General features: G+C 67.3%; 23 protein-coding genes. 12 read left to right on the top strand and 11 right to left on the bottom strand.

Going from position 1 to position 26,192, the window contains the following annotated elements:
- Window positions 1-68: 68 nt before the first annotated feature.
- The 7 genes from IED13_RS17805 to IED13_RS17775 all read right to left on the bottom strand — a co-directional run bounded on the left by IED13_RS17805 (window position 69) and on the right by IED13_RS17775 (window position 9,171).
- Window positions 69-842, bottom strand: a complete 774-nt coding sequence (locus tag IED13_RS17805) for a polysaccharide deacetylase family protein (protein ID WP_191124946.1) — start codon at window positions 840-842, stop codon at window positions 69-71.
- Entirely contained in the window at window positions 839-1,981 is a 1,143-nt protein-coding gene (locus IED13_RS17800) for a glycosyltransferase family 4 protein (protein WP_191124945.1), read from the bottom strand. The genes IED13_RS17805 and IED13_RS17800 overlap by 4 nt, the downstream gene beginning before the upstream one ends.
- 29 nt (window positions 1,982-2,010) lie before the next feature.
- Window positions 2,011-3,198 (bottom strand): ABC transporter permease, encoded by a 1,188-nt coding sequence (locus IED13_RS17795; RefSeq protein ID WP_248311181.1) that lies wholly within the window; start codon window positions 3,196-3,198, stop codon window positions 2,011-2,013.
- Window positions 3,195-4,160: an ABC transporter permease gene (locus IED13_RS17790; protein WP_191124987.1), complete on the bottom strand. Its 966-nt coding sequence runs from the start codon at window positions 4,158-4,160 to the stop codon at window positions 3,195-3,197. The genes IED13_RS17795 and IED13_RS17790 overlap by 4 nt, the downstream gene beginning before the upstream one ends.
- A 39-nt stretch (window positions 4,161-4,199) precedes the next feature.
- On the bottom strand, window positions 4,200-6,116 hold the full coding sequence (locus IED13_RS17785; RefSeq protein WP_404801897.1) for an ABC transporter substrate-binding protein: 1,917 nt from the start codon (window positions 6,114-6,116) through the stop codon (window positions 4,200-4,202).
- An 83-nt stretch (window positions 6,117-6,199) separates the two neighbouring features.
- Window positions 6,200-8,080: an ABC transporter ATP-binding protein gene (locus IED13_RS17780; RefSeq protein WP_191124943.1), complete on the bottom strand. Its 1,881-nt coding sequence runs from the start codon at window positions 8,078-8,080 to the stop codon at window positions 6,200-6,202.
- 98 nt (window positions 8,081-8,178) lie between these two features.
- Window positions 8,179-9,171, bottom strand: a complete 993-nt coding sequence (locus IED13_RS17775) for a heparin lyase I family protein (RefSeq protein WP_191124942.1) — start codon at window positions 9,169-9,171, stop codon at window positions 8,179-8,181.
- 166 nt (window positions 9,172-9,337) lie between these two features.
- Here IED13_RS17775 and IED13_RS17770 point away from each other — a divergent pair, with 166 nt between their 5' ends.
- From IED13_RS17770 to IED13_RS17720, 11 genes are all read left to right on the top strand, one after another.
- Window positions 9,338-12,073, top strand: coding sequence for an ABC transporter transmembrane domain-containing protein (locus IED13_RS17770; protein WP_191124941.1), 2,736 nt, complete (start codon window positions 9,338-9,340; stop codon window positions 12,071-12,073).
- Window positions 12,070-12,522, top strand: a complete 453-nt coding sequence (locus IED13_RS17765; RefSeq protein WP_038363736.1) for a Crp/Fnr family transcriptional regulator — start codon at window positions 12,070-12,072, stop codon at window positions 12,520-12,522. Before IED13_RS17770 ends, IED13_RS17765 begins: the two co-directional genes overlap by 4 nt.
- Before the next feature lie 13 nt (window positions 12,523-12,535).
- Window positions 12,536-14,353: an adenylate/guanylate cyclase domain-containing protein gene (locus tag IED13_RS17760; protein WP_210323655.1), complete on the top strand. Its 1,818-nt coding sequence runs from the start codon at window positions 12,536-12,538 to the stop codon at window positions 14,351-14,353.
- 87 nt (window positions 14,354-14,440) lie between these two features.
- Entirely contained in the window at window positions 14,441-15,103 is a 663-nt protein-coding gene (locus tag IED13_RS17755; protein ID WP_038363740.1) for a hypothetical protein, read from the top strand.
- Window positions 15,100-16,350 carry a glycosyltransferase family 4 protein gene (locus IED13_RS17750; protein WP_191124939.1) on the top strand — a complete coding sequence of 417 codons (1,251 nt, stop codon included), beginning with the start codon at window positions 15,100-15,102 and terminating at the stop codon, window positions 16,348-16,350. Before IED13_RS17755 ends, IED13_RS17750 begins: the two co-directional genes overlap by 4 nt.
- Complete coding sequence (locus tag IED13_RS17745; RefSeq protein ID WP_191124938.1) at window positions 16,347-17,543, top strand: glycosyltransferase family protein; 1,197 nt, start codon at window positions 16,347-16,349, stop codon at window positions 17,541-17,543. Before IED13_RS17750 ends, IED13_RS17745 begins: the two co-directional genes overlap by 4 nt.
- Window positions 17,544-17,711: 168 nt before the next feature.
- Entirely contained in the window at window positions 17,712-18,695 is a 984-nt protein-coding gene (gene cobS / locus IED13_RS17740; protein ID WP_185747962.1) for a cobaltochelatase subunit CobS, read from the top strand.
- Between the two features lie 16 nt (window positions 18,696-18,711).
- Window positions 18,712-19,062, top strand: coding sequence for a GFA family protein (locus IED13_RS17735; RefSeq protein ID WP_038363746.1), 351 nt, complete (start codon window positions 18,712-18,714; stop codon window positions 19,060-19,062).
- A gap of 8 nt (window positions 19,063-19,070) precedes the next feature.
- Complete coding sequence (locus IED13_RS17730; RefSeq protein WP_038363747.1) at window positions 19,071-19,487, top strand: GNAT family N-acetyltransferase; 417 nt, start codon at window positions 19,071-19,073, stop codon at window positions 19,485-19,487.
- Complete coding sequence (gene cobT / locus IED13_RS17725; RefSeq protein WP_113254935.1) at window positions 19,484-21,382, top strand: cobaltochelatase subunit CobT; 1,899 nt, start codon at window positions 19,484-19,486, stop codon at window positions 21,380-21,382. The genes IED13_RS17730 and cobT overlap by 4 nt, the downstream gene beginning before the upstream one ends.
- Window positions 21,382-22,380: an esterase-like activity of phytase family protein gene (locus tag IED13_RS17720; RefSeq protein ID WP_191124937.1), complete on the top strand. Its 999-nt coding sequence runs from the start codon at window positions 21,382-21,384 to the stop codon at window positions 22,378-22,380. The genes cobT and IED13_RS17720 overlap by 1 nt, the downstream gene beginning before the upstream one ends.
- Window positions 22,381-22,553: 173 nt before the next feature.
- Here the strand turns inward: IED13_RS17720 and rpmB are convergent, their stop codons facing one another.
- Window positions 22,554-22,841 carry a 50S ribosomal protein L28 gene (rpmB, locus tag IED13_RS17715; RefSeq protein WP_038363751.1) on the bottom strand — a complete coding sequence of 96 codons (288 nt, stop codon included), beginning with the start codon at window positions 22,839-22,841 and terminating at the stop codon, window positions 22,554-22,556.
- 291 nt (window positions 22,842-23,132) lie between these two features.
- Here rpmB and IED13_RS17710 point away from each other — a divergent pair, with 291 nt between their 5' ends.
- Window positions 23,133-23,945, top strand: coding sequence for a DUF3108 domain-containing protein (locus IED13_RS17710; protein ID WP_038364412.1), 813 nt, complete (start codon window positions 23,133-23,135; stop codon window positions 23,943-23,945).
- Between the two features lie 120 nt (window positions 23,946-24,065).
- On the opposite strand, the gene IED13_RS17705 is transcribed toward IED13_RS17710, so the two are convergent.
- Genes IED13_RS17705 through IED13_RS17695 form a run of 3 tightly spaced genes read right to left on the bottom strand, consistent with a single transcriptional unit; the run spans window position 24,066 to window position 25,941 of the window.
- Window positions 24,066-24,395 (bottom strand): DMT family transporter, encoded by a 330-nt coding sequence (locus tag IED13_RS17705; RefSeq protein WP_191124936.1) that lies wholly within the window; start codon window positions 24,393-24,395, stop codon window positions 24,066-24,068.
- Window positions 24,392-24,754, bottom strand: coding sequence for an NIPSNAP family protein (locus IED13_RS17700; RefSeq protein WP_133564782.1), 363 nt, complete (start codon window positions 24,752-24,754; stop codon window positions 24,392-24,394). Before IED13_RS17700 ends, IED13_RS17705 begins: the two co-directional genes overlap by 4 nt.
- 2 nt (window positions 24,755-24,756) lie before the next feature.
- Window positions 24,757-25,941, bottom strand: coding sequence for a pyridoxal phosphate-dependent aminotransferase (locus IED13_RS17695; protein ID WP_191124935.1), 1,185 nt, complete (start codon window positions 25,939-25,941; stop codon window positions 24,757-24,759).
- Between the last annotated feature and the right edge of the window lie 251 nt (window positions 25,942-26,192).

Raw genomic sequence — 26,192 nt, 5'->3', positions numbered from 1 at the left:
TGTACCCACCTATAGCGTGGCGCCGAGGGCGATCCAAGCCTGCCTGACCGAGGGAGATGCCGCTTTTTTCATGCCGTGCCGCCCCGGCCTATCAGGCTGCGCGGATCGGCGAGCGCGACGGCAGAGTGGCTGTCCGCCAGCGCAAGCAGGTCGCTGAGAAAAGCCCAGGCGGTTTCGTCGTGATCGCGATGGTGCAGGAGGAGGCCGAGTGTGTCGGGCCCTTGCGGCCGCCCGCGCCATTCCATCAGCAGATCCGCGATTTCGGCGATCAATCCGGCGGGATTCCGGCCGATGCGCCCGCCATGCCAGTCCATCACGTCGATATGGGTGTTGAGGAGTTGAGGCCCGCCATCGGGGCCGTTGCGATGATCGCGGAAGCAGGACAGCGCCGTGAAGCCGAGCTCCGGCAGGCGGGCGGCATGGCCCGGATCGATGCGGTTCCAGGGCGGCACGAAGACCGGCAGGACGGCCTCGCCCAGCACGTCGCGCAGGCGCAACGAGGCTTTCACGATCTCGGTATCGACAGCCTCTGGCGGGCGATCCGGCCCGAATTCGGATTTCTTCGCCCCGGCGGGGGAATGGTTGCGATGCCAGCAGCCGTGCTGGCAGGGCAGGAGCGCCGGGCTGTCGCGCAGGCTCCCGGCAAGGGCGGTTTCCGCCAGCATGGGGATGACGGCAAGCAGGACCGGCACATGAAAGCGCTCGGCACAGGTTGCGAGCCGGTCGAGCGCGGCGCTGGGGCCGACGGCGTCGTCATCGCGCAGCCAGAGCCGAAGCTTCCGGCCGGCGGCGTGCCAGTGGTCGAGTTCCTCGATGAGGGGAGACCAGAGGGCGGCGCTCATGGAGCCTCCCTTCCGGTCGCGGCGCGGCGCTTCAGGCTGCGGTTGCGGCAGGCGATGACGAGGCCCGCCGCCAGCCTTTCGGCGGCCCGCTCCGTGGTGCGCTCGGTCAGCACGAAGCGACGCGCCTGCGCCCCCATGGCAGCGCGCCCGGCGCCGTCGCGCAACAGGGCCGAGAGCGTGGCGGCGAAGGCGGCCTCGTCGCCTTCCGGCACCAGCAGGGCGGTTTTCCCGGCCTCGACGGTGGTCGAGACGCCGCCGCTGTCGAAGGCGACGACGGGCAGTCCTGTCGCCTGCGCTTCGAGATAGACCAGCCCGTAAGCCTCGCGCATGCCCGGCCAGACGAAGACGTCATGAGCCGCGAGCTCGGCCAGCGCCCGTTCGCGGTCCAGCAAGCCGAGCCAGGCGATGCGCCCGGCGGGCAAGCCGGCGAAAGCCCGTTCGATCTCGCCGCGCTTGCGCCCGTCGCCGATGACGCTGAGGCTCCAGTCCTCGTCGCGGATGCGTTCGAGAATGCGGGCAAGCGCGAGATAGCTGTTCAGCTTGGTGCCCTCGCGCATCATCGCGATGGTCACGAGGCGCGGCGCGCCGCTGCGGGCGATGTGCCGGGGCGGCCCGCGGTCGAAGGCGACGAAGGGCGGCAGCGGCAGGAGCGCGGTCCCTTCCTGGCGCCAGGGCTCGAGCCCTTGCCGGTCGCGGTCGGTGAAGAAGAAATGCGTGTCGGCGGCCTCGAGTCCATGGCGCACGAGCGCCGTGTGGCGCGCCCATTCGCCCTGGGCGCGCTGCGCGGCGTCGCTTGCTTCGGCCGTGACATAGGGGATGCCGAGCGCGGCCGCGATCTCCGGGCCGAGCAGGTCCGGGGCGCGATAGTAGTTGTGGTAGGTGAACCAGAGATCGGGGGGCTCGGCCGCCCCGTCCCGCCAGGAGGTGAGCAGGTGCTCGCGCAATCCGGCGGCGTCGGCTTCGAGCCGGGCGAGGGCGGTCGCGTCTGAATCGGCCAGATAGCCCCGTCCCGCCTTCACCGGCTCGACGACATGGCCGAGCGAGCGCAGGGCCGCGACGAGCTGGCGCGCCATGCGGCGGTCGCCGGAGACGCCGTCATCGTCGTACAGGTTGAGCGGAGTGTGGAAAGCGATGCGCAAAGTCGGTTCGCAGGCGGCGTGGCGATGTCTCAGCGATAAGGATCGGCCGCGTCGCGCAGGCCGTCGCCGAGGAAGTTGAAGGCAAGGATGATCACGATCACCGGGATGACCGGATAGAGCAGCCAGGGATAGAGCGCCACCACATTGATGTTCTGTGCCTCGTTCAGCATCACGCCCCAGCTCGTGATCGGGGGCCGCAAGCCCAGGCCGAGGAAGGAGAGCGCCGTTTCGCCGAGGATGGTGCGGGGGATGGTGATCGTCGCCGAGGCGATGAGATGGCTCATGAAGCCCGGCACCAGATGCAGCGCGATGATGCGCCGCGGCCGCGCGCCCATGAGCTGGGCGGCAACGACATAATCCTCCTCGCGCAGAGAGAGCAGCTTGGAGCGCACCGAGCGGGCGAGCCCCGTCCAGTCCATCAGGCCGAGGATCACGGTGATGCCGAAATAGACCACCACCGGGCTCCAGGACGGCGGCATGATCGAGGCCAGCGCCAGCCAGAGCGGGATATGCGGCAGCGACTGCACGATCTCGATGATGCGCTGGACGACGAGGTCGACCCGGCCGCCATAGTAGCCGGCGATGCCGCCGATGATGACGCCGAGCACGAAGGAGATGCTGACGCCGATCAGGCCGATCGAGAGCGAGATCCGCCCGCCATAGAGGATGCGGGAGAGCATGTCGCGGCCGAGCCGGTCCGAGCCGAGCCAGAAGAAGGTGCCGCCCTCCGGCGGGCAGACGAGGTGCAGATTGCCCGGCACGAGCCCCCAGAAGCTGTAGCCGTCGCCACGGCAGAAGAAGCGCAGCTTCTCCGGCCGTTCGCGATCCTCCGCATATTCGCGCTTCAGGTTCTCCATGTTGAGATGGAGCTTGAAGGGATAGACGAAGGGGCCGATGAACGCGCCCTCGTGGAAGAGGCGGACCTGCTGGCCGGGCGCGCGGATGAAATCCGTGTTGCGCGTGCTGTAGTGATAGGGCGCAAGGAACTCGGCGAAGGCCGCCATCGCATAGATCACGAAGATGAGGACGGCCGAGATCACCGCGAGCCTGTGCTTGCGGAACTTCCACCACATCAACTGCCATTGCGAAGCGAGATAGACCCGCTCCTGCTCGGCGGTCATCTCCTCGGTGGCATAGGGCTCGAACGGGGCCGTCGAGACCGCATGCGGCAGCGGCGCGCCCTCGGGCGGCAGATCCTTGAGCGAGTTCGCGGTCACTTCGTTGCAGCCCCCTGCAAGCGAATGCGCGGATCGAGGATGGCCAGCGCGATGTCCGAGATCAGCACGCCGATCACGGTGAGGAAGGAGAGGAACATCAGGAAGGAGCCGGCGAGATACATGTCCTGGCTCTGCAGGGCGCGGATCAACAGCGGGCCCGTCGTCTGCAGCGACAGCACGATCGCCACGACCTCGGCGCCCGAGACGATCGAGGGCAGGATGTCGCCGATATCGGAGATGAAGAAGTTGAGCGACATGCGCAACGGGTATTTGCGCAGCGCCTTGCCCGGCGGCAGGCCCTTGGCGCGGGCGGTGGTGTAGTACTGCTTCTGCAATTCGTCGAGCAGGTTGGCGCGCAGCGCCCGGATCATGCCCGCGGTGCCGCCGGCACCGATGATGATGACCGGGATCCAGAGATGTTCCAGCACCGATCGGAGCTTCGCCCAGCTTATCGGCTGGTTGAGATATTGCGGATCGACGAGGCCGCCGATCGAGAGGCCGAACCAGAGATTGGCGAAGTACATGAAGACGAGCGCCAGCAGGAAGTGCGGCACGGCAAGTCCGATCAGGCCGAGGAATGTCAGGCCGTAATCGCCCCAGCTATATTGATGCGTCGCGGAATAGATCCCGATCGGGAAGGCGACGATCCAGGTGAACAGGATCGTGGCGAAGGAGACGATCATCGTCAGCAGGAGCCGGTCGCCGACGATCTCCCGCACCGGGCGCTGGTATTCGAAGGAATAGCCCATATCGCCGTGGAGCAGGCCCGCGACCCACCAGGCATAGCGCTCCACCGGGGGCCTGTCGAAGCCGTACTCCTTCTTCAGGAACTCGATGCGGCTCATATCGGCCTTCTCGCCCTGCGCCTGCATCTCGGCGGCGAGGGTCTCGAAATAATCGCCTTCGGGCAGGTTGATCACGGTGAAGATCAGCGCGCTGGTGACCAGCAGCGTCGGGATCATGATCAGGATGCGCTTGAAGATGTAGCGAAAGAGCACCGCTCAGCCCTCGCCGTCTTTCTTTCTACGAAACCAGAAGGTGTCTGGCATGTAGCGGCCGAGGAAGGCCCCGGGCTCGAAGCTGTAAAGCCCGTGATCGGGAACGTTGTTGAGGTCGCGCGACACCACGATGGGCTGCAGCGTGCTGTTGATGACGCCGATGGTGAAGAGCTGCTCGGCGTTGATCCGCAGCATCTTCTGCCAGATTTCGCGGCGCTGCGCCGTCGTCACGCTCATCCGCCATTCGTTGTAGAGCCTGACGAGCTCGTTCGCCTCGGGGAGCGACGGGCGCTCGCCCTCGCGGCCGTTGGTCTCGATGAACTGGCCCCAGCGCGGCCACTGGAACTGGGCGGTGGAGGTCGGGGCGAGCGCGTCGGGCTCCATCTCCGGCGTGACCAGCGCGTTGTCCATGCCGGCCCAGGCCGACATGATGGTCTGCCCGGCGACGATGCGGCGCCGGAAGACGTCACGCTGGCTCGAGCGCGGATAGATCTTGATGCCGACATCGAGGAAGTTCTGCTTCAGCAGGTCGAGGATGTCGGTTTCCTCGGTGTTCTCGCCGGCGGTCTCGATGGTGAATTCGAGCCGTCTCCCGTCGGGCAGGAGGCGCACGCCGTCATCGTCCCGCTTGGTCAGGCCGATCTCGTCGAGGAGCTGGTTGGCGAGGCCGGGATCGTGCTGGATCCAGAGCGAGGCGAGGGCCGGGTCGTAGAGCGGGCTTTCCGGCAGGGCCGTGTTGCCGCTTTCGCGGGCGAGGCCGAAGAAGATCACCTTGTTGACGTCGGTCCGGCTGATCGCGACCGAGATCGCCCGCCGGTAGCGGACGTCGCGGTTGAGGTCGCGCCAGACGGGGTCGATGGCGTTGAGATTGGGCAGCAGCGCGAAATAGGCGCCCTCGGCCCGTTTCCAGAGCTTGACCTCGAAATTCATCCGCTTCGAGGCTTCCTTGAGGAAGGTGTAGTTGTCGAAGCGGATGTAGCGCACCTGCAGGTCGGCCTCGCCGGCCGCGGCCTTGGCCGGGATGAGCGCGCTCGTCCCGATCGTCATCGTCACCTCGTCGGCATAGGGCAGTTGCCGGCCGTTCTCGTCGATGCGGTGGAAATAGGCGTTGCGCTCGAAAACGAACTGCTCGGCGGGCAGGGGCGTGGTGTTGCGCCAAGGCTCGAGGGTCGGAAGCTTGGGGTTCTCGGGCCGGTACATGCGGGAGTTGCGCTCATGCAGGGCGCCCCAGTCGCGAACCCGGTTCTCCTTGATCTTTGCGGCGAGCTCCTGCTTCAGCGCGTGGCGCTCGTGGAATTGCCGCAGATATTGCGAGGGCATGAAGATATAGGTCGGCTGGGCGGCGGCCAGAGCCGGTAGGAAGATCGGGTTGGGCGCCTTCCAGCTATAGCGGACCTCGGTCTCGCTCACGATCTCGAAGACCGGTGGCTCGCCCGCCGAGAACAGCGCCTGAGGCGGCCCGCCCGGCGACAGGCGCTTGTTGTTGGCGACATCCTCCCACCAGTAGCGGAAATCCTCGCTCGTCAGCGGTGATCCGTCCGACCAGCAATGCCCGGGCCGCAGGCGCAGCGTGAAGATGCGCCCCTCATCGACGTTGAAGCTCTCCAGCACGTCGGGGACGAGCTCGAGCTTGTCGTCGTAGACGACCAGGCGCGTATAGCCATAGAGCGTCATCATGCGCAGGTCGCGCTGGTCGCCCATCAGCAGACGAATATTGCCACGGTGCCGGCCGGCCTTGCGCCCGAGGCTCGCCATGTCGATGACGCGCGGAACGTCCGGAATCCGGTCGCCGACCGGGGGCAGCGCGCCGGCCGCCACGCGGTCGGCGAAGAACGGGCTGTCGATCGCGGCAGGGGTCTGGGCGGCGGGAGCCTGGGCAGAGGAAGGCTGGACGGGAGGCTGCTCGGGCGCGGCGCGCAAGGCGCGCGGTAGGCCGAGGCCGGCGGCGGTGGCCGTTCCCAGAAGCAGCGCCGAGCGGCGCGTCGGAGGAAGGCGGAGCTTCGTCACGACACCAGCTCCTTCACATCGGCATTCGGCCGCGCCAGCACATAATGGCCGCCGCCGAGGGCCAGATGCGTAAGCTCGCGGTCGTCGGCCCCGTGCTTGAAGGCGCTGCCCCAGCCGCTATCGTCCGAGGCGCCGCCGGGCGCGGCCAGCTTGAAGTCGAGCTTGCGGTCGAGATCGGCGAAGGGCACCGAGCGCAGCAGCGCCTTGGTGTAGGGATGGACGGGCCGGGTGAACAGCGTGTGGCGCGGCGCGAGCTCGACGATGCGGCCGTTGGCCATCACCGCGATGCGGTCGGCCATATAGTTCACGACGGCGAGGTTGTGCGAGATGAATAGGAAGGTCAGGCCGCGCTCGGCCTGCAGGTCCTTCAGCAGGTTGAGGATCTGCGCCTGGACTGAGACGTCGAGCGCCGAGACCGGCTCGTCGCAGATGATGAGGTCGGGATCGAGCGCGAGCGCGCGGGCGATGCCGATGCGCTGGCGCTGTCCGCCGGAGAAGGAATGCGGATAGCGGTTGAGGAAGCGGGTATCGAGGCCGACATCCTGCATCAGCGCCTTGACCCGCTCGGCCTGTCCGGGCGCCTCGCCGCGCTCGTGGATGACCAGCGGCTCGCGCAGGATGCTCTTCACGGTCATGCGCGGCGAGAGCGACGAGACCGGGTCCTGGAAGATCATCTGGACGCGCGGGCGGAAAGCGCGCAGCGCCTCGCCCTCGAGCGCCAGCACATCGGTCCGCCGATGGCCGTCATCGAAGATCACCTCGCCGGAATCGGCGGTGACGGCGCGCATGACGATCTTGCTGACGGTGGTCTTGCCGCAGCCGCTCTCGCCGACGAGGCCGAGGCATTCGCCACGGCGGATATCGAAGCCGACATCGTTGACCGCCTTGACGACGGAAAGGCTGCCCTTGCCGAAGAAGCCGCGCGAGCCGGTGACATAGGTCTTGTGCAGGTTGCGCACGCGCAGGAGCGGAGCCGCATCGGCGGCCGGCGCGGGCGCTGGCTTCGCCGCGGCGGGCGGGCGGGCCCGTGCCTCGCGCAGGGCCACGAGCCGCTCGCCCTCCTGCATGTCGAAATGCGGCGAGGCTTTCAGCAGCGCCTTCAGATAGGGGTGGCGCGGGCGCCTGAAGATGTCCTCGACCTGGCCGCGCTCCATGATCTCGCCGTGGAAGATGACGACGACCTCGTCGGCCATGTTGGCGACGACGCCGAGATCGTGGGTGATCAGCAGGATCGCCATGCCCATCTCGGTCTGGAGATCGCGCATCAGGTCGAGGACCTGGGCCTGGATGGTGACGTCGAGCGCGGTGGTCGGCTCGTCGGCGATGAGCAGCGCCGGCTGGCAGATCAGCGCCATCGCCAGCATGGCACGCTGGCGCAGGCCGCCGGACAATTCGAAGGGGTAGAGCCCGGAGGCGCGATGCGGGTTCTTGAAGCCGACGCGCTTGAGCATCGCCTCGATCAGCTCGCGCGCCTGCGCCTTCGGCATCGGCCGATGCAGGAGCAGGGCTTCCTCGATCTGGTTGCCGATGGTGTGGACCGGCGAGAGCGAGGACATCGGCTCCTGAAAGATCATGCCGATGCGGCCGCCGCGCAGTGCGCGGATGCCCGGGCCTTCCCGCGGCAGGGCGGCGATGTCGATCACGGCGTCGGGCGCGAGCGGGTCGCGGAACAGGATCTCGCCGCCGGTGACGGAGCCCGCGCGCGGCAGCAGCCCCATGATCGCCTGCGAGATCACCGATTTGCCCGAGCCGGATTCGCCGACCAGCGCGACCGTCTTGCCGGCAGGAACACGCAGGCCGACGCCCTTCACCACGTCGCGGGCGAGGCCGTGGACCGTGAAACCGATACGCAGATCGCTGACGCGAAGAATGTCCATGAACCGAACTTGTACTTCCCCTCGGGAGGTCCTTACCCTCACCTGACGTCACTAGACGTCGAAAGTTCCGTCTTGCCAATGGCTTTCGGCAAGCCGGATCACTCGGACGGACATTGGCCGGCGCGGATGACATCGCTGCAACGCGGGCCGCGGCGGAAATCGTCGTAGCTGATGCTCCAGGGCTGTACGTTCGGAGCGCGATAGGGACCGAATTTGAAATATTGATTACGGTCGAGGCCCGGTGCCGCGTGCCCGATGTGACCTTTGACCGTGACGATCGGGATGCCGTCGGCCAGAATCTCGATATGGCCGTCGCCGGACGGGCCGGGCTGCGAGCGGACCACGAAATCGATCCAGCCTTTCTGGGCCGCGGGCAGGTCGGCATGGCGCGTCACCCGGATTCCGGGGGCGCAGGCGCCGAAATAGGAGGGGTATTCCTCTGGCACCGAGCCGCTCTCGATGGCGACCAGCGCGCGGGTCTGGTGGACCTGCGGTCGGCTGAGCACGCGCGCCTCTCCGGGCAGGCAGCCTTGCGGGCGCTGCGGGCCGCCGATCGGATAGGATTCGACCAGGTCGGTCTCGACGGTGAAGCCGAGACGGCCCCGGTAGAGCCGCAGGGCCAGGAAGGGCGAGAAATCGCCCTGCGCGTCGCGCAGGATCTCGCGCTTCCACTGCGCCATCACATATCTGCGATCATCCTGCGGCAGCGGATCGTTCAGCCGCATGGCGAAGCCGTACCAGACGGTCCGCGAGTAGGGGGCGAGAACCTCCGGGCGCTCCCAGACTTCGGCGCGCTCGCTGCAAGCCCTGGCGCGCGGATCGCAGGACGGCATCGCCGTCAGGGTCAGCTCGCCCCGCCCGCGCAAGGGCGAGCGCGTGCCGAAAACAACCTGCCCGCCACGCTGTTCGGGGTTGTCCTTGTAGAAAAGGCCGCCTTCGGGCGCGAAACCGTGCTGCTCGAAGCCATCGGTCAGGACGAGGTCGGCCGGATCGGTCGGGGGTGTCGTCGCAGCGGGCTGCGCCGCCGAGAGCAGGAGCAGCGACAGCAACGCCGCGCGCCCGAGCCGATGCCTGACGGCAAGATCGCCCATATATCCCCCCGCATGCGACCGGCCCCGTCGCCGATCCACGCTTTCGCCGCTAACCGACGCACATTGTACAGCACCGCGTACTAACCATATATGGACACCCGCGGGGTGCGGTCTGCGGGGCATAATACAATCGGGCGCGTGTCCGCGCCGAACAGGATCGTCTCCTTTGGAGCCCAACCTTTTCCGCTACATCTGGCAGAAGAGTCGCGGCGAGCAGATCGTCGTCCTGGCGATCATCCTCGTGTCGATCCCGTTCAACTGGGCTTCGTTCGACGTTCCCAAGCGCATCGTCAACGACGCGATCCAGGGCGGCGCCTTCAAGGGCGGCCACACCACCGCGACCCTGATGGACCTCACGCTGCGCCTGCCGTCCTGGCTGGGCGGCGCCAGCATCAAGCTGTTCGAGGGCTTCCAGGTCGGGCAGCTCGGCCTGCTGATCGGGCTTTCCAGCTATTTCCTGCTGCTCGTCCTGATCAACGGCGCCTTCAAATATGTCATCAACGTGCGCAAGGGCATCCTCGGCGAGCGCATGCTGCGGCGCATGCGCTACGACCTCTTCAGCCAGCTCATGCGCTTCCGGCCGGAGGATATCCGGGCGGTCAAACCGGCCGAGATCGCGAGCATGATCAAGGACGAGGTCGAGCCGGTCGGCAGCTTCGTCGGCGACGCCTTCATCCAGCCGGTCTTCCTGCTCAGCCAGGCACTGACGGCGCTCGTCTTCATCATGGCGCAGAGCTTCTGGCTGGGCTCGATCGCGCTGCTGATCGTTCTGGCGCAGGCGATCATCATCCCGATCCTGCGGCGCGAGCAGCTTCGGCTCGGGCGCCAGCGGCAGATCGTCTCGCGCCAGCTCGCCGGGCGCATCGGCGAGATCGTCGATGCCGGGCCGATGATCCAGGCGCATGGCGCGACGGCCTATGTCCAGTCCGACATCGCCGGGCGGCTCGGGCGTCTCTTCGACATCCGCTACGCGCTCTACAAGCGCAAATTCGCGGTCAAGTTCCTGAACAACCTGCTGGCTCAGGTCACGCCGTTCTTCTTCTACGCGATCGGCGGCTATTTCGCGTTGCAGGGGCGGCTCGACATCGGCCAGCTCGTCGCCGTGATCGCCGCCTATCGCGACCTGCCACCGCCGATCAAGGAACTGATCGACTGGGATCAGCAGCGCAACGACGTCACCATCAAATACGATCAGGTCATCTCGCAGTTCAACAGCGACGACACGCTGGTGCTCGACGAGGAGAAGGCGGTGGCGCCGCTGCCGGCGACCGGCGAGGTCCAGGTCGAGGCGCTGCAATTGCTCGACAATCGCGGCCAGCCGCTGCTGACGCCGCTCTCCTTCGGCGTGCCACGCCCCGGCATCGTCGCGGTCGTCGGGCCCCATGGCGGCGGCAAGGATGTGCTCGGGCGCATCCTCGGCCGCCAGGCTACCAACTATACCGGCCGCGTCCTGATCGACGGGGAGCCGCTCGCGACCATGTCGGTCGAGCGTGCGAGCCACATTATCGGCTATGCCGGCGACGAGGCCGAGATCATCGCGGGGTCGATGCGCGACAACATCCTGCTGCCGCTGCAGCGTCACCGCCCGACCCTGAAGCCGGCGGGGGCGGTCACGCCGGCCGAGCATCGCCACTTCGTCGAGGCGATACGCTCGGGCAATTCACCCTTTCCCTTCGAGGCGGACTGGACCGACTATGACGGCGCGGGCCTGGGCGACCGGGGCGCGCTCGCCAAGCGCGTGCGCGAGCTCCTCGACGTGCTGGGCTGCACCGAGGACGTCTACAGCCTCGGCCTCGGCGGCAAGGTGATGCCGCCGCTCAGCGAGGAGGGGACGCAGCGCCTGATCGAGGCGCGTCGCGCGGTCGCCCACGAGCTCGCGCGCACCGATCTCGGCGAGCTGATCGAGCCCTTCGTCGCCGATCGCTACAACGCCAATGCGAGCGTGGCGGAAAACCTGATCTTCGGGACGCGGACGACGCCGCGCTTCGACAATGCGACCTTGCTGTTCGAGCCCTATGCCCATGCGATCCTGAAGGCGGAGGCCTTGATCGAGCCGCTGGCGGAGATCGGGGCGCGGATCGTCGCGACCGTGGTCGAAATCTTCGCAGGACTGCCGCAGGGCCATGCGCTGTTCGAGCGCTATTCCTTCGGGGCCAATTTCGAGCTGGAGCGGCTGGGCGAGCTTTCGGATATCCTGGCGAAGCAGGACATGCGCTCGCCGCTCGATCAGGAGAGCGAGCGCGATCTCGTCGCGCTTGCACTCGGCTATATCGAGCCCAAGCACAGGCTGAACCTGATCGACCAGCGCCTGCAAAGGCGGATCCTGCGGGCCCGCGCCAGCTTCCGCAAGCATCTGCCGGCCAATGCGGTGGACGATGTCGATTTCTACGACCCCGACAAGGTGATGTTCGGCGCCAGCGTGCGCGACAACCTGCTGTTCGGCCGCATCGGCTACGGGGTGGTCGATGCCGAGCGCAAGGTCGCCGATGTGGTTCATCGGGCGCTGTCGCGCGCCGGGCTCGAGGGCGCGCTCTATCGCCTGGGGCTCGACACGGAAAGCGGCATCCGGGGGCGTTACCTGCCGGCGCGGCTGCGCCAGGCGATCCCGCTGATGCAGGCCCTGATCAAGGCGCCGCAGATCGCGGTACTCGACGTCACCGGGCTTTTGGCGATATCGGACGATCCCGCCGGCATCGTCGCCCGCCTGCGCGGCTATTGTAGCGGCATGACGCTGTTTCTTCTTGTGGGAGATGCTAATCTGGTCGAGGACGTTCCGTTGCGGGTGGTCTTCCACGGCTCGACCGGCTCGGTCGAGGCCGGAGCCTTGCCGGAGGCGGCGAACGATGCCGGCCGGCAGCCGCCTCGCTTCGAGGACGTCCAGCGGATGGAGGTACGGTCATGACGCTCGAAACCGATATCGCCTGCCTGCGTGAACTGCCGCTGTTCCGCGAGCTGCCGCCGTCCCGCCTCAAGCTCGTGGCGCTGATGGGCGAGCGGCTGAGCTTTCCCGCCGGAACGTTGCTCGTCCGCGACCAGGACCGGCCCGACGGGGTCTATGTCATCCTCCGGGGTGAAGTTGAGTTCTCGCAGAAGCGCGAGGACGGCGGCGGCCGCCGCTTCCAGAAGGAGGCGGGCAGCATCATCGGCGACGTCTCGCTGCTGAGCGGCAAGCGCTTCCTCGGCAAGGTCACGGCCGGCTCCGACGTGCTGGCCCTGCGGATCCCGAAGGATCTGTTCTTCGAGCTGCTGCAGACCGTGCCGGAGTTCAGCCTTGCCATCTGCCGGGATCTGGCCGACCGCGTGGCGCGCCTGGCAAACGTCCTGCTGCACGAGGACGAACCGGTTTTATGAAGCAGGCCAGCGTATGAGTTTGCCACAGATCGCCGGCGCCAGGCGGGCAGCCATGGACGCCGGCATGCAGCAGGTATCGTCCTGGAGCCGCGACATCCGCCTGGTTTCCGGGCTGATCCTGCTGGCTTTCGCGACCACGCATTTCATCAATCACGCCGTCGGCATCTTCGGGCTGCAGGCCATGGAGGCGGTGCAGAACTGGCGCTACTGGTTCTGGCACACCTGGCCCGGCACGGTGGCGCTCTACGGTTCTTTCATCGTCCATCCGCTCTTCGCACTGGTGCGGGTCGCGCAGCGCCGCACCTTCAAGATGCCGGTCCGGGAGATGCTCCAGATCGCGCTCGGCCTCGCGATCCCGCTGCTGCTCGTCGATCACATCATCAGCACGCGGGTGATGGGGGCCTATTTCCAGGTCGACGAGAGCTATCATTCGATGCTGCGGCGGCTGTGGCCGCGCCTGGCCCTGTCGCAGTCCCTCCTGCTTCTGCTGGTCTGGACGCATGGGATGATCGGCATCCATTTCCTGCTGCGCTCGCGGGACAGTTACCGGCACTGGCGCGACGTCTTCCTGCTGGCGGCGATCCTGGTGCCGCTGCTGGCGCTGATCGGCTTCGCGGTCGGCGCACGCGAGGCGCTGCAGATGGCGCTGCCGCCCGAGCGGATCAGCCAGGCGCAGGAGTCGATGTTCGACTTCAACGTGACCTGGGCGAAGGGGCTGTTCTACGGCCTGGTCGGCTCTTTCGTGCTGTTCGTCGGCGCGCGCGAGATCAGGGTGCGGACCACGCGGCAGATCACGATGCGCTTCGTCGGGCACGGCACGCGGCGATTGGCTCCGGGCCCGACCGTGCTGGAGATGTTCCGCCGTTTCGGCATTCCCCATGCGGCGCTCTGCGGCGGCAGGGCGCGCTGCGCCACCTGCCGCGTCCTGGTGATCGACGGCGCGGACACCCTGCCGCCGCCGACGGCCAACGAGGCCAAGCTGTTGCGGCGAATCTCGGCGCCCGATCGCGTCAGGTTGGCATGCCAGATCCGGCCGCGCGACGATCTCCAGGTCCAGATCCTGCTCGCCTCGCGCCTCAACGCCGCGCCGGGGCGCGGCCTCGAGCCCGACGCGGCCATGGGCAAGCGCGACCTGACCGTGGTGGTGGCGGATCTCAGGGCCTTCTCCGCCCTGTCGGAACGGCAATTGCCGCAGGAGCTCATCGGCCTGCTGAATCGCTTCTTCGACGAGATGGGCCAGGCGATCACCGCCCATGAGGGGCGCATCGACGCCTTCTATGGCGACGGCTTCATGGCGGTGTTCGGCCTGGAGGGCTCGCAGGCCAGGGCCGCGCAGGCGGCGATCGCGGCCGCGGCCGACATCGTGCGCGCCGTCGAGGCGCTCAACCGCGAGTTCGGCGCCGCGCTGCCTTTGCCGCTCAGGATCGGCATCGGCATCCATACCGGCAACGCCATCACCGGCGCAGTCGGGAACGACAATCTCGGCCGGCGCGAGATCACGGTCGGCGAGACGGTGATGATCGCGAGCCAGCTCGAATCGGCGACGCGCCGGGTGCTCTCCGATGTCGTCGTCTCGGAGGACACCATCCGGGCGAGCGGGCGCAGCTATGCCGGCACGACCGCTCTCAAGATCGCGATCAAGGGGCGCGAGAAGCCCCTCATCGCCTATGGCTTCGCCAGTGCGCCCGAGATCGCCAAGCGCAAGCGGGAGAGCGCGGCCGTTGCGGCGGCCCCGTCGGGCGCCACGGCCGGCGGCGAGGTGGCTGCGGTCGCAGAGGCAGGACCGGAGGGGGCTTCCGACGCTGCGCCCCCGAAGCCGCCCGCGCCCTGAGCCTGCCGGCTCGGGCTTTCGCGCCCCCTATCCATGGGTCATGACCGCCTCTATGGTCCGCCCGCCCTCATCCTATCCGAATGAACCATGACGCCAGAACCGCCCGTCGAGGCTTTCCACGACCTGCTGAAGGGCATGGCGGCCCTGTCGGGCAACCGTATCGTCGGCGACATCGCCCGGCTCTACGGCAAGGGCGCGCCGCCCGACCTCTCGATCGCCTGCAACCACAAGCAGATCGCCTCGAAGCAGTGGCTGGTCGAGGCACTGGCCGAGACCTTGCCGCGGCCCGATGGCCCGGTCTGGGTGCTTGGCGCCTGGTATGGCGTGCTCGGCGCGCTGCTGCTCGACGACGACCGGCTCGATATCGGGCAGGTCGTCAGCCTCGACATTGATCCCACCTGCGCGCCGGTGGCCGAGACGCTGAACCATCGCCATGTCGCCACCGGCCGCTTCCGGGCCGTGACCGCCGACATGACGGAGCTGGATTTCGCCGCGCTTTCGCCGGCACCGGGACTCGTCGTCAACACGAGCTGCGAGCATCTCGACGACGTGCCGGGCTGGCTTGCAAGCTTGCCGGCCGGGCTGCCGCTGCTGCTGCAGTCGAACGACTATTATCGGGAGCCCGACCACCGCAGCTGCGTGCCTTCGCTCGACGCCTTTCGCGAGCAGGCGGGATTGGCGGAGATCTGCTTCGCCGGAGCGCGGCCGACGAAGAACTACACCCGCTTCATGCTGATCGGCCGGCGATGAGCCGTTCTGCTCCGCCGCGCATCGCGATCGCGATGAAAGGTTATCCACGCCTGTCGGAAACCTTCATCGCGCAGGAACTGCTGGGATTGCAGCAGCGCGATGTTGCCTTCGAGATCTGGTCGCTGCGCCACCCGACCGATGCGGACCGGCACCTGATGCACAAGCAGATCACGGCGCCGCTGCGCTATCTGCCGGAATATCTGCATGACGAGTGGGCGCGCGTGGCGCGCGGCATCCTTGCCGCGCTGCTGCGGCGGGGGCTGGTGCGGCTGCTGCCGGTCTTCCTGCGCGATCTCGCCCGCGACCGCACGCGCAACCGCTGGCGCCGCTTTGGCCAGGCCTGCGTCATGGCGCGGGAATTGCCCGCCGATATCCGGCATCTGCATGTGCACTACCTGCACACGCCGGCCTCGGTCATCCGCTACGCGGCGATGCTTCGCGGCCTGAGCTGGTCCTTCTCCGCCCATGCCAAGGATATCTGGACGACGCCCGACTGGGAAAAGCGCGAGAAGATCGCTGATGCCGCCTGGGGCGTCACCTGCACGCAGGATGGGCATGGCGAGCTGGAGCGGCTCTCCGATCCGCCCGGCAAGGTCGCATTGGTCTATCACGGGCTCGAGCTCACGCGCTTTCCAGCGCCCGTCGCCCGTTCGCTGCGTGATGGATCGGATGCGGCCGATCCGGTGCGTTTCGTCACGGTCGGGCGCGCCGTCGCCAAGAAAGGCTTCGACGATCTGCTGAACGCGCTGGCACGGCTGCCCCGCCTGCTGCAGTGGCGGCTGACCCATATCGGCGGCGGCGAGATGCTGAAGGCGCTCAAGCAACAGGCGCAGGCGCTTGGCCTCGCGGACCGGATCGTCTGGGCGGGGCCGAAGGCGCAAGGCGAGGTGATCGCCGCCTTGCAGGAGGCGGACATCTTCGTGCTGCCTTCCAAACAGGCGGGAGATGGCGACCGCGACGGCCTGCCCAATGTCGTGATGGAGGCGGCGAGCCAGAAGCTGCCGATCGTCGCGACCGATTTCGCCGGCATTCCCGAATTCGTGCGGCCGGGCGTCGAAGGGCTGCTCGTGCCGCCCGGCGATGTCGATGGATTGGCGATGGCGCTGGCCGAGCTCGCCGGCTCGCCGGAGAAGCGCGCGGTACTGGGGGAGGCCGCTTTCCTGCGATTGACGACATCCTTCTCGGCGGCGGCTGGACTCGACCGGATCGCCGGCATGCTGCGGGCTTCGTCGGGCGAGGGCGCATGAGCGGCACGGTCCTGATCGTCGTCACGCATCTGCTCGGCAGCGGGCATCTGGTGCGGGCGGCGCATCTGGCCCGGGCGCTGGTGCGCGGCGGCTTCGCGGTGACGCTCGCCAGCGGCGGCATGACGCTGCGGTCGATGGAGGCGGAGCCCTTCGCCTTCGTGCAATTGCCGCCGGTCAGGACCGAGGGCGTCGATTTCCGCAGCTTGCTCGATGAGGCGGGGCGGCCAGTCGAGGCCGGGCGGATGGCCGCGCGCATCGCCATGCTGGGAGCGCTGGCGACGCGTTTGCGGCCGGACGTCGTCATCACCGAGCATTTCCCCTTCGGCCGGCGGCAATTGGCTGAGGACTTCCTGGCTGCGATTGCGGCCGCGAAGGCGGCGAACCCGGCTGCTCTGGTGCTGGCCTCGGTGCGGGACGTGCTGGTGACGCCCAAGCCCACGCGCATCGCCGAGGCGCATGAGCGAATCGCAGGGCTGTTCGATGCCGTGCTGGTCCATGGTGAGGACGATTTCCTGCCGCTGGACCGATCCTGGCCGGTCGATGCCGGGCTCAGGGCCAAGCTGCGCTACACGGGCTATCTCGCGGACAAGCCGAAGCCTGCTCCAAGCATCCTTCGAAACGCCATCTCCGGCGAAATGGCTCCTCAGGATGAAGGCCTGGAGGGGAGGGGCGAAATCGTCGTCTCCGGTGGCGGTTCGGCGGCGGCCGTGCCGCTGTTCGAGCTGACTCTGGCTGCAGCGCGGTTCGGGCCGGCTGTGCGGCGCTGGCGCATTCTCGTCGGGCGCAGCGTGGCGGAGGAGGCGTTCCGGCAGCTTGCGGCCTCGGCACCTGACAATGCTATCGTCGAGCGGGCTCGGCCTGATTTCCCGGCCCTGCTCGCCCGCTGTGCCGTCTCGATCAGCCAGGCCGGCTACAACACTGTGCTCGATCTGATCGCGGCCCGGCGGCCGGCCATCGTCGTGCCTTTCGATGCGGGGGCGGAGACGGAGCAGGCTGTCCGGGCCGAGGCGCTGGAACGGGCGGGGCTTGCCCTGTGCCTGCGGCTGTCGGGCGCCGAGCCATTGACAGCCGAGGGGCTGGCTTGCGCCGTCGAGACGCAGATCGGGCGCCCCGTTCCGGCCGGCGGGTTTCGGCCCGATGACGGAGGACGTGCCGTCGCGGCGGTGAAACGGCTGCTGCGGGAGCGACGTTGAGATGTCCGGGACACTGAGCCGGCATGCCCCTTGCGAGGGCTGGGGTGCAGCTTTGCGAATTGCCGCTTCCGGTCTTTCGCTCTAATGAGGGATGATCCGCCTCCCTCCTCGGTCGGCACTGGGTAACCGGCAACTTCCGGTCAAGGCCCTGCGCCCGGAGACACGATGATGACGACGACGACCGCGCCCGGATTGCCCGACATGAAGCTGTCGGTGCGGCAGACCTTCGGGATCGACACAGACCTCGAGGTGCCGGCCTTTTCGGTAGCCGATCCGCATGTGCCGGATTTCGACCCGGATTACCGTTTTGATCGCGACACCACCATCGCGATCCTGGCCGGCTTCGCGCATAACCGACGCGTCATGATCTCGGGCTATCACGGCACCGGCAAGTCGACCCATATCGAGCAGGTCGCCGCCCGGCTGAACTGGCCCTGCGTGCGCGTCAACCTCGACAGCCACGTCTCGCGCCTCGACCTCGTCGGCAAGGACGCGATCGTGCTGAAGGAGGGCAAGCAGATCACGGAGTTCCAGGACGGCATCCTGCCCTGGGCGCTGCAGAACAACATCGCGCTCGTCTTCGACGAGTACGATGCCGGCCGCCCGGATGTGATGTTCGTGATCCAGCGCGTGCTGGAGCAGTCCGGCAAGCTCACCCTGCTCGACCAGAAGCGCGTCATCCGCCCGCATGGGGCATTCCGGCTGTTCGCCACCGCCAACACGGTCGGCCTCGGCGACACGTCCGGCCTCTATCACGGCACGCAGCAGATCAACCAGGGCCAGATGGACCGCTGGTCGATCGTGACCACGCTGAACTACCTGCCTCATGACAACGAGGTCGCGATCGTGCTCGCCAAGTCGAAGCACTACCAGAAGAGCCCGGAGGGCAAGGACATCGTCAACAAGATGGTCCGCGTCGCCGATCTCACCCGCAACGCCTTCATGAACGGCGATCTCTCGACCGTGATGAGCCCGCGTACCGTCATCACCTGGGCCGAGAACGCGGCGATCTTCGGCGATATTGGCTTCGCCTTCCGCGTCACCTTCCTGAACAAGTGCGACGAGATGGAGCGCACGCTGGTGGCCGAGTTCTTCCAGCGCTCCTTCGGCAAGGAACTGCCGGAGAGCGCGGCGAACGTGGTCCTCAGCTAACGAGAGGATACGAGCCATGGCGCAGTATCAGGGAAGCTGCCACTGCGGGCGGGTCGCCTACGAGGTCGAAGCTGATCTCGGGCAGACGCTCACCTGCAACTGCTCCTACTGCCAGCGCCGTGGCTCGATTCTCGCGTTCTCGCCCGCGAGCTCATTTGCCCTGACCAAGGGCGAGGATGCGCTGACCGAGTACCGCTTCCACACGCAGAAGATCCAGCATCTGTTCTGCGAGACCTGTGGCATCGAATCCTTCGCCAAGGCGAATGGGCCCGACGGCACGCCGATGGTCGCGGTGAATGTGCGCTGCCTCGTCGGCGTCGAGCCGACCGAATTGTCGCCGACGGCCTATGACGGGCGCTCGCGCTAGGGGGAGCGATGGTCGCGATCACGGTCGAGCCCGAGCAGGACGAGACGCGTGCCGCGGTGTTGCGCGGCCTGAGCGCCCATAACCAGTCGAGGGTCGGCCCGCGCAACGGCAAGCCGCTGACGATCAGCCTGCGCGATGCGGATGGCGCGATCCTCGGTGGGCTGGTCGGCGAGCTGAAGTGGGAATGGCTCCATGTCGACCTGTTCTGGATCGACGAAAGCCAGCGCGGTGCGGGACAGGGCGCGGCCATCATGGCCGAGGCCGAGCAGCGGGCGAGGGATTATGGCGCACGTGGCGTCTATCTCTCGACGATGAGCATCCAGGCTCCTGATTTCTACCCCAAGCTGGGCTATCGCGAGTGCGGTCGGATGGAGAACTATCCGGTGGCCGGTCAAACGCTGCATCATTTCACGAAGGCGCTATGAGCATCTCGAACCGCAAGCCCGGAACGCCGAAGGAAGCCCCGGCCGAGCCGCTCAAGCGGGCGATTTCCGGTGCGATGAAGGCCATCGCGCGCAAGCCGGAGATGGAAATCGTCTTCGCCGCCGACAAGCCTTCTCTGGTCGGCGAGCGGGCACGCCTGCCCGAGCCGCCGCGCAAGCTGACGGCGGGCGATGTCGCGGTGCTGCGCGGGCACGCCGATTCGATGGCGCTGCGTCTCGCCTGCCATGATGCTGCGATCCATCGCCGCGCCGCGCCGGAGGGCGATGCGGCGCGCGCCGTCTTCGACGCGGTCGAGCAGGCGCGGGTCGAGTGCATCGGCGCGCGGCGCATGTCCGGCATGGCCGGCAACATCTCGGCGATGCTGGAGGACCGCTATCACCGTGGCGGGCGCTATGAGGAGATCACCGACCGGGCCGATGCGCCGCTCGAGGATGCGGTGGCGCTCATGGTGCGCGAGCGGCTGACGGGGCTGAAGCCGCCCAAGGCGGCCGAAAAGATCGTCGAGCTCTGGCGCGAGCAGATCGAGGCCAAGGCCGGGGACGATCTCGACCGGCTGTCGAAGACCATCGAGGACCAGCGCGGCTTCGCCCGCACGGTGCGAGACATGCTGGCGGCGCTCGACATGGCCGACCAGAGCGCGCAGGGCGACGAATCCGAGGAGGACGAGGACAATCAGGATCAGTCCTCCGAGGATCAGCAGCAGCAGGAAGGCGAGTCCGACCAGGAGAGCGGCTCCGACCGCTCCGAGGTCGAGGTCAGCGAGGACGCGACCGAGGAATTGCAGGAGGGCGCCTCCGAATCATCCGACGCGCCGGCGGGCGACTGGGAGGAGGAGGACGAGAACTCCGAATCCGAGGAGGCCGGCGAGGCGCCACGCCCGCGCGAAGGCAAGAATGACGGCCGCCTGGCGACGGACTACAAGGCCTATACGGTCAAGTTCGACGAGGTCGTCACGGCCGAGGAGCTCTGCGACGCCGAGGAGCTGACCCGCCTGCGCGCCTATCTCGACAAGCAGCTCGCGCATCTGCAGGGCGTCGTCGCGAGGCTTGCAAACCGGCTGCAGCGCCGCCTGATGGCGCAGCAGAACCGTTCCTGGCAGTTCGACCTGGAGGAAGGTGCGCTCGACCCGGCCCGCCTGCCGCGCATCATCATCGACCCGTTCCAGCCGCTGTCTTTCCGGCAGGAATCGGATGTGAATTTCCGCGACACGGTCGTCACGCTGCTGATCGACAATTCCGGCTCGATGCGCGGCCGGCCGATCACGGTCGCGGCGACCTGCGCCGACATCCTGGCGCGGACGCTGGAGCGCTGCGGCGTCAAGGTCGAGTTGCTCGGCTTCACCACGCGCGCCTGGAAGGGCGGGCTTTCGCGCGAGGCCTGGCTGCAATCGGGCAAGCCGGCCAATCCGGGCCGCCTGAACGATCTCAGGCACATCATCTACAAGGCCGCCGACGCGCCCTGGCGCCGCGCCCGCAAGAATCTCGGCCTGATGATGCGCGAGGGGCTGCTCAAGGAGAATATCGACGGCGAGGCGCTGGACTGGGCACATAAGCGCCTGCTCGGCCGGCCCGAGCAGCGCAAGATCCTGATGGTGATCTCGGACGGCGCGCCGGTCGATGATTCCACGCTGTCGGTCAATGCCGGCAACTATCTGGAGCGGCATCTGCGCCATGTCATCGCCGAGATCGAGACGCGCTCGCCGGTCGAGCTGATCGCCATCGGCATCGGCCATGACGTCACGCGCTATTACCGCCGCGCCGTCACCATCGTCGATGCCGAGGAGCTCGGCGGCGTCATGACCGAGAAGCTCGCCGAGCTGTTCGAGGAAGATGGCCCGGCTTCCGGATCCGCTTCCGGCTCGCGCCGCCTGCACTGATGCGCCTCAGCCGTCGCGGCCTGCTGGCAGGGCTGGGTTCGCTCGCGCTGCCACCGGCGGCGCAAGCGATCGAGCAGAATCGCTTTTCCGTCGAGATCGGCGCGCGGCGCATCGCCGCCTTCGAGCCGCGCAGCCCTGAGAAGCGGCGCTTCGGCGCCTTGCAGTTTCGCGGCGGGCTCGTGCTGTCCTGCAGCCATCCGCGCTTCGGCGGCTTCTCTGGGCTGTGGCGTTCCGTCGACGGGCGCGAACTCGTTTCGGTCAGTGATCGCGGCTATTGGCTGACGGCGAAGGTCGCCTCGGACGCTGGGCGGCTGGTCGGGCTGGGGAGCGCCGAGATGGCACCTATCCTCGGCGCCTCGGGGCGGCCGCTGGCGCGCACGCGCTCTTTCGATACGGAGAGCCTCGCGATTGCCGGTGGCGTCGCCTATGTCGGCGTCGAGCGCACGCATGAGGTGCTGCGCTTCGACTGGGCCGGGGAGGGCGTCGAGGCGCGGGCGCGCTCGCTGCCGGTGCCGCCCGAGGTCAAGCGCCTGCCGAGCAACCGCAGCCTGGAGGCGGTCGGCGTGGTGCCGGCGGGGCCGCTTGCCGGCACCGTGGTCGCGATCGCCGAGCGCTCCGGCCGCGAGAACGAGCCGACGCTGGGGGTGATCCTGAGCCCCGGCCGGCCGGGGCTGTTCAAGGTCGTGCGCCATGACGGCTACGACATCACCGATCTCGCCTTCCTGCCCTCCGGCGACATGCTGGTGCTGGAGCGCTGGTACAGGCCGTGGCGTGGCGTCGGCATGCGGATCCGGCGAATCGCCGGGCGCGACCTCAAGCCCGGCGCGCTGCTCGACGGGCCCTACCTGATCGAGGCCGATCTCGGTTTCGAGATCGACAATATGGAAGGGCTCTCTGTCCATCTGGATCAGGGGCGGACGATTCTCACCCTGATCTCGGACGATAATTTCTCGATCCTGCAGCGCACGCTGCTGCTGGAATTCGAGCTGGTCGCATAGTGGGCGTCATGGTCGGGCTTGACCCGACCATCTCTTGCCGAATGAAGTTCCGATGCCTTCCTGTCTCGAGATTCTCGGGTCTGCGCTACGCTTCGCCCGAGAATGACGCCTCATTCGCCAACGAAAAAAGCGGCCTTGCGGCCGCTTCGTTCAAACCCGAGATGAAAACCCGCTCAGTTGGCGGCGAGCTTCTTCTCGAGGTCGCGCTTCAGGCCGAGAGCGCCGACCGAGAGGTCGTCGGCCGCAGCCTTGAGCAGGAAGGCGTCGAGGCCGCCGCGATGCTCGACCGAACGCAGGGCGTTGGCCGAGATGCGCAGGCGCACCGAACGACCGAGCGCGTCCGACTGCAGCGTTACATTGACGAGGTTCGGGCGGAAGACGGTCTTCGTCTTGCGGTTCGAGTGGCTGACGAGGTGGCCGCTCTGGGTGGCTTTCCCGGTCAGTTCGCAACGGCGGGCCATGGCAATCGTTCCTTGCATCCCCGGTTCGCTCAAATAAAAATGCCGACACGCGACGTGCCGGCCATCGAGCACCGGAAGTCAAATTGAGTTGGCGGTTCCATAGCCAAGGCTGTGAGCCACGTCAAGAAAAACTCCAAGCACCGCGATGGCAATCCATCAGCGTTAAGGGATCGTAAAGCGCCGGGCCGGATGCTTTCATCGGAAAGCTGCCCGAGGGTGGCGCTGCGGTCACGATTCGGACCGATTCACAATGCATGTCGCGGCATGATCGCGCCGCTCCGGAGGAACTGGATGAAGCCCGCCGTCGCATCGTCCCTGGCAGGTCTGATCCTCTCGATCTCTTTCGCCACCGCGGCGGTGGAGGCGGCGTCGCTCGACGCCAGATACGATGTCTCGCTGCTCGGCATCACCTTCGGCAAGGCCGGCCTGAGCGGCAGCATCGACGGCGCCAACTACAAGCTCGACCTCGTCGCCAAGCTGACCGGCGTGGTCGGCGGGGTGACCGGCGGCCGCGGCTCGGGCGCCGCGACGGGGGCGCTCGTCGGCGGCAAGCTCTCGCCCAAGACCTTCGCGGTGAGCGCGGCCAACTCCAGCGAGAGCCGCACCGTGCGGATGGCGCTCGCCGACAACAGCGTCGCCGGCATCGACATCGAGCCGCCGATCGACGAGAAGCCGGATCGCGTGCCGCTGACCGATGGCAACAAGCGCAACATCGTCGACCCGCTCAGCGCTTTCATCATGCCGGTCAACGGCAAGGGCAAGGACGCCTGCAACCGCACCCTGCCGATCTTCGACGGCGCGGCGCGCTACGACATCAAGCTCTCGAGCGCGGGCACCCGCCACGTCAAGCTCGACGGCTATAGCGGGCCGGTCTCGATTTGCCAGGCGCGCTATGTCCCCATCGCCGGCCACCGGGCGCTCCGGCCCAGCACCAAGTTCATGGCCGAGAACAAGGATATCACCACCTGGCTCGCGCCCGTGGCGGGCACCGATGTGATGGTGCCGGTGCGCATCTCGGTGAAGACGATGATTGGCACGGCGGTGATCGAGGCGTCGAGCTTCAAGGTCGATCCGGGCGTGACGGCGAGCGCGGCGCGGAACTGACGGGGATCTGCCGTCATGCTCGGGCTTGACCCCAGCATCTCTGAAACAAGAGCCTTCCCGTCATGAGATTCTCGGGTCGAAGCTGTGCTTCGCCCGAGAATGACGCCCGGCAGCAAGCCTTCAATGCGCCGCCGATTTCGAGAACAGGTTGATCACCATGACACCGGCGACGATCAGTGCCATGCCGCCGAGCGCGGGCAGGTCGAGCTTCTGGTCGAAAAGCACCAGCGCGATCAGGCTGATCAGCACGATCCCGACGCCCGACCAGATCGCATAGGCGATGCCGACGGGGATGGTCCGCAGGCACAGCGACAGGAAATAAAACGCGCAGAAGAAGGCCGCGAGGGTGATCAGCGACGGCAACAGCCGCGTGAACTCGTTCGAGGCCTTCAGCGCCGAGGTGCCGATCACCTCGCTGACGATGGCGATGGCCAGGTAGAGATAGCTCATGCGGTCACGGCGTTCGTCCGGCGTTCCGAGGGAGCGCGGGACGCGCCGCGGTCATCCTCGAAAACCGGCCGGAAGAAGGAGCGCTCATAGCTGACGATGAAGCGGTCCTTTTCGTTCATCGCGAAGGCGGCCTGACATTCCGGGTCCGTGGCTGCGCGCTCGCGATACTCTTCATAGGCTGCGAGCGACGGGAAACTGAACATCGCCAGCGCGACATTGGAGGTTCCTTCCGACGGCATGAAATAGCCGTGATGCACGCCGCCGAACTTCTCGACGAGCCGGATCCAGAGCTTGCCATAGGCCTCGAAGGCCGGAAGCTGATAGGGATCGACGATATAGCGCAGATGGCAGGTTATCATGCTCAGGCCACCTGCCGGCTTTCGAGGAAAGCGCGCATCCGCTCCAGCGCCTTCTCGATGTTCTCCAGCGAGTTGGCATAGGAGAGGCGGATATAGCCCTCGCCATGGACGCCGAAATCCGGGCCGCCGATCGTGGCAACGCCGGCATCCTCCAGCAGGGCGGAGGCGAGCTTCTTCGCTTTCCAGCCGGTCCTGGAGACGTTCGGGAAGGCGTAGAAGGCGCCCTTCGGTACGGCGCAGGAGACGCCGGGCAGGCCGTTCAGCCCCTTCACCACCGCCTTCCGGCGCCTGTCGAACTCGGCCATCATGGCGTGGACGGCATCCTGCGGGCCGGTCAGCGCCGCCAGCCCCGCCCATTGCGCGGGGGCGTTGACGCAGGAATGCGAGTTGATCGCGAGCTTGCGGGCGTTGTCGTAGAGCGGCTTCGGCCAGACCGAGTAGCCCAGCCGCCAGCCGGTCATGGCGTAGGTCTTCGACCAGCCGTTGAGCAGGATCAGCCGGTCGCGGATCTCGGGATATGACAGCAGGCAGACGTGGCTTTCGCCGTCATAGACCATCTGGTCGTAGATCTCGTCCGACATGATCGCGACGTCGGGAAACTTCGCCAGGCCTGCGACGAGCTTGTCGACCTCGCTCTTGGGCGTGACGCCGCCGGTCGGGTTGGCCGGCGAATTGACGATGAGCAGGCGCGTCCTCGGCGTGATCAGCGAGAGCGTCTCCTCGGCGGAGAAGGCGAAGCCGTTCTCCTCACGGACCGGCACCGGGATCGGCGTCGCGCCGGTGTACTCGATCATTGAGCGGTAGATCGGGAAGCCGGGGTCCGGATACAGAATTTCCGCGCCGGGCTCGCCGAACATCAGGATCGCCATGAACATGGTGACCTTGCCGCCGGGCACGATCATCACGTTCTCCGGCGAGACCTCCACGGAAAAGCGCTTGTGCAGATCGGCGGCGACGGCCTCGCGCAGCGGCAGGATGCCGTTCGCGGGGGTGTAGCCGTGATGGCCGTCGCGCAGCGCCTTCACCGCCGCCTCGACGATATGCTCCGGCGTCGCGAAATCGGGCTGGCCGATGCCGAGATTGATGATGTCCTTGCCCTGCCGCTGCAGTTCCGTCGCCCGTGCCAGCACGGCGAAGGCGTTCTCCTCGCCGATTCGGGCGAAGGCGGGGGCGACATGGAGGGTCATGATGGCCTCGGGCGTGATCGTTTCCGGCGGCCTGCTTGCCAGCGGCCTTGGGCCACAGTCTTCGCCGGAAAGGGCGCTGCGATGCAAGCCCGCGCGGTCGGTCGCGCCCCGACCATGCAAGGCGCGCATGAAAAATAGTATGATTTATCGTGACGGGCCCTCTTGCGGGCGAAGGGGCCGGACCGGATAATCGTCAAATCATTCTAAGAAAAGGCGCTGCCGCAAGGCCTTGACGGCAGCGCGGGAGAGGA

This window comes from Allobosea spartocytisi (assembly GCF_014764685.1).
GTDB lineage: Bacteria > Pseudomonadota > Alphaproteobacteria > Rhizobiales > Beijerinckiaceae > Allobosea > Allobosea spartocytisi.
The sequence above is the reverse complement of the archived record's forward strand: the minus strand, read 5'-3'. Positions and strand labels throughout refer to the sequence as shown.